The organism is Bradyrhizobium sp. STM 3809, assembly GCF_000239795.1.
Classification (GTDB): domain Bacteria; phylum Pseudomonadota; class Alphaproteobacteria; order Rhizobiales; family Xanthobacteraceae; genus Bradyrhizobium.
This window is the reverse complement of record NZ_CAFJ01000323.1, coordinates 1-3,838: the sequence shown is the minus strand read 5'-3', so window position 1 is coordinate 3,838 and position 3,838 is coordinate 1. Positions and strand designations below refer to the sequence as shown.

Here is a 3,838-nt window from a genome sequence, read left to right as displayed (position 1 = left end):
CCGGCGCGGAGTACGGGATGCTCCGCATTCGCGGAGCATGACCGCGGTGGAACAGCGGAAGCTCACCCCGGAATCGATGGCCAGTTCCAGGTGAAAACCTGGTCTAGAACAGGCTGAGCTGCTGCCCGCCGCCCTTCGGCCGCACGAAATGATCCGTCGTCAGCTTGGTCCGCCGCTTGTTCAGCCCGAGCTTCTCGCAGGCGATCTCGAAGCGCCGGCCGATCATCCAGGCCATCGGCCCCGTCCCTTTCATCCGCGTGCCCCATTGCGAGTCGTAGTCGCGGCCGCCGCGCATGTCGCGGATCAGGGTGAAGACGTGGCGATAACGGTCCGGATAATGTTCGAGCAGCCATTCGCGGAACAGGTCGCGCACCTCCAGCGGCAGCCGCAACAGCACGTAGGCGGCTTCCTTGACGCCGGCATGGGCGGCAGCGTCGAGAATGCGCTCGATCTCGCTGTCGTTGAGCGCCGGGATCACCGGCGCCACCATGACCGTGGTGGGAATACCCGCCTTGGACAGCGCTTGCAGCGCCTCCAGCCGCTTCGACGGCGTCGAGGCGCGCGGCTCCATGGTGCGCGCCAGCTTCGGATCCAGCGTGGTCACGGAGATCGCGACCTTCGCCAGATTCTTCTTGGCCATCCGCGCCAGGATGTCGGCATCACGCATCACCAGCGCCGACTTGGTCACGATCCCGACGGGATGGCCAACCTTCTCCAGCACCTCGAGGATGCCGCGCATGATCTTCCGCTCGCGCTCGATCGGCTGATACGGATCGGTGTTGGTGCCGATCGCGATCATCCGCGGCTCGTAGCCGCTGGCGGCCAGCTCCTTCTCCAGCAGCGCCGGCGCATCCGGCTTCACGAACAGCTTGGATTCGAAGTCGAGCCCCGGCGACAGGCCCAGAAAGGCGTGGGTCGGCCGCGCGAAGCAGTAGACGCAACCGTGCTCGCAGCCCCGATACGGATTGATCGACCGGTCTAAGCCGATATCAGGCGAGTCGTTGCGGGTGATGACCTTGCGCGAGGTGTCGGTCGCGACCGTCGTCTTGAACGGCGGCAACTCCTCGAGGCTCTGCCAGCCATCGTCGAAGACAACGCGGGCCTCCGCCTCGTAGCGGCCGCTCGCATTGGATTGGGCACCCCGGCCGCGGCGCCGGCCCCGTTCAATGGCGACCGCGAGTTCGGGAAAGTCCGTCTCAGGACCTGGAGAAGGCGCGCCCACCGGCTCGGAGGGCACCTGGACCGGTGGGCGCTTGAGGGCATGTGAAGATGCTCGGCTCATGGCCGAGACATAGCACGAAATAAGAACAAGACAAGAACAAAATGGAACGTGGATACACGCTGGCGTTGTAGGCGCGCGCAGGCCCGGCCATCACATTCCCGTTCTATGCTGCGAGCGCGCTCAAACGGGGCAGTGCGGCGTTACTCTCATTCACGCTCCCGCAGGCGCGAAGCGCAAGGCAAGCGAGGTCCCATGCAGATCAGTTCTCCCCACACCACGAACCCGTCCGACGATCTCGATTTGCTCGACCGCTACTGGCGCGCGGCCAATTATCTCTCGGTCGGCCAGATCTACCTGCTCGACAACCCGCTGCTGCGCGAGCCGCTCCGGCCGGAGCACATCAAGCCGCGCCTGCTCGGCCATTGGGGCACGACGCCCGGGTTGAACTTCATCTACGCCCATCTCAACCGCGCCATCACGGCGCAGGATCTCAACGTCATCTATGTCTGCGGTCCCGGCCATGGCGGCCCCGGGATGGTCGCCAACACCTATCTCGAAGGCTCCTACAGCGAGATCTATCCCGACATCACGCGCGACGCCGATGGCTTGCGCAAGCTGTTCCGGCAGTTCTCCTTTCCCGGCGGCATTCCGAGCCATGCGGCGCCGGAGACGCCGGGCTCGATCCACGAGGGCGGCGAGCTCGGCTATGCGCTGGTCCACGCTTTCGGCGCGGCGTTCGACAATCCCGATCTGATCGTCGCCTGCGTGGTGGGCGACGGCGAGGCCGAAACCGGCCCGCTCGCCGCATCCTGGCATTCGAACAAATTCCTCAATCCGGCCCATGACGGCGCGGTGCTGCCGATCCTGCATCTCAACGGCTACAAGATCGCCAATCCCACCGTGCTCGGCCGCATGGGCGATGCCGAGATCAAATGCCTGTTCGAGGGCTATGGCTACGCGCCGCTGTTCGTCGCGGGCGACGACCCCAAGGCGATGCACCGGCAGATGGCGGACGCGCTCGACGTGGCGCTCGCGAGCCTGCGCTCGATCCAGCAGAACGCGCGTCAGCCGGACGCGATGCTCCAGCGCCCGCGCTGGCCGATGATCATCATGCGCAGCCCGAAGGGCTGGACCGGGCCGAAAGAAGTCGACGGCCTCAAGGTCGAAGGCTTCTGGCGCGCGCACCAGGTGCCGATCGCCAATCCGCGCGGCAAGCCGGAGCATCTGGCTTTGCTCGAAGCGTGGATGAAGAGCTACCAGCCGGAGACGCTGTTCGATGCGCAGGGCCGTCTCGTGCCGGAACTGCAGGCGTTGACGCCGAAGGGGACGCGGCGCATGGGCGCCAACCCGCACGCCAATGGCGGGCTGTTGAAGCGCGAGCTGAAGCTGCCGGACTATCGCGCCTTCGCGGTGGAGGTGCGCGCACCGGGCGAGACCATTGCCGAAGCGACGCGCGAGCTCGGCAAATTCCTGCGCGACGTCGTCACGCTGAATGCCGACACCAGGAACTTCCGCATCATGGGTCCGGACGAGACCGCCTCGAACCGGCTCGACGCCGTGTTCGACGTCACCGAGCGGGTCTGGATGGAGGGCATCGAGCCCTACGACGTCCATCTCGCCCATGACGGCCGCGTCATGGAGGTGCTGAGCGAGCATCTCTGCCAGGGCTGGCTGGAAGGCTATCTGCTCACCGGCCGGCACGGCCTGTTCTCCTGCTACGAGGCCTTCATCCACATCGTGGATTCGATGTTCAACCAGCACGCCAAATGGCTGAAAGTGTCGCGGCATCTGCCATGGCGGCGGCCGATCGCGTCGCTGAACTATCTTCTGACCTCTCACGTCTGGCGGCAGGACCATAACGGCTTCAGCCACCAGGACCCCGGCTTCGTCGACCTCGTCGCCAACAAGAAGGCCGACATCGTCCGCATCTACTTCCCGCCCGATGCGAATACGCTGCTGTGGATATCAGACCATTGCCTGCGCACCTACAACCGCATCAACGTCATCGTCGCCGGCAAGCAGCCGTCGCCGCAATGGCTCTCGATGCAGGACGCGGCGGTGCATTGCGACGCCGGCATCGGCATCTGGCCGTGGGCCGGCACCGGGCCGGCCGATGCCGAGCCCGACGTGGTGATGGCCTGCGCCGGCGACATCCCGACCCTGGAGACGCTCGCCGCGGTCGACCTGCTGCGCAGGGCGCTGCCCGACTTGAAGATCCGCGTCGTCAACGTCGTCGACCTGATGACCCTGCAGCCCGACACCGAGCATCCGCATGGCCTGAGCGACCGCGACTTCGACAGCCTGTTCACCACGGCGAAGCCCGTGATCTTCGCCTATCACGGCTATCCGCACCTGATCCATCGCCTGACCTACAGCCGCACCAACCATGCCGGCATGCATGTGCGCGGCTTCATCGAGGAAGGCACGACGACGACGCCGTTCGACATGGTCGTGCTGAACGAGCTCGACCGGTTCCATCTGGCCATCGAGGTGATCGAGCGCGTACCCGGGCTCAGCGTTGCCGCCGCGCAGGTGAAGCAGAGCTTCCGCGACGCGCTGATCGCGCATGCGCGCTATGTCCGCGCCCATGGCGAGGACATGCCGGAGATCCGCGAC

At 65.8% G+C, this 3,838-nt stretch carries 2 protein-coding genes; one reads left to right on the top strand and one right to left on the bottom strand.

What is annotated here, in order from left to right; translation table 11 throughout:
* Window positions 1-103 precede the first annotated feature (103 nt).
* The gene (locus BRAS3809_RS17950; protein WP_035656668.1) at window positions 104-1,282 is read right to left on the bottom strand and encodes a PA0069 family radical SAM protein; all 1,179 of its coding nucleotides are present in this window, start codon (window positions 1,280-1,282) and stop codon (window positions 104-106) included.
* 192 nt (window positions 1,283-1,474) lie between these two features.
* Here BRAS3809_RS17950 and BRAS3809_RS17945 point away from each other — a divergent pair.
* Window positions 1,475-3,838, top strand: a 2,364-nt coding sequence (locus BRAS3809_RS17945; RefSeq protein WP_035656670.1) for a phosphoketolase family protein, incomplete at its 3' end; no start/stop codon positions are given.

Bases quoted from the DNA above. Each gene is read 5' to 3' on its own strand.
- BRAS3809_RS17950 (WP_035656668.1), bottom strand. From the start codon at position 1,282: ATGAGCCGAGCATCTTCACATGCCCTCAAGCGCCCACCGGTCCAGGTG.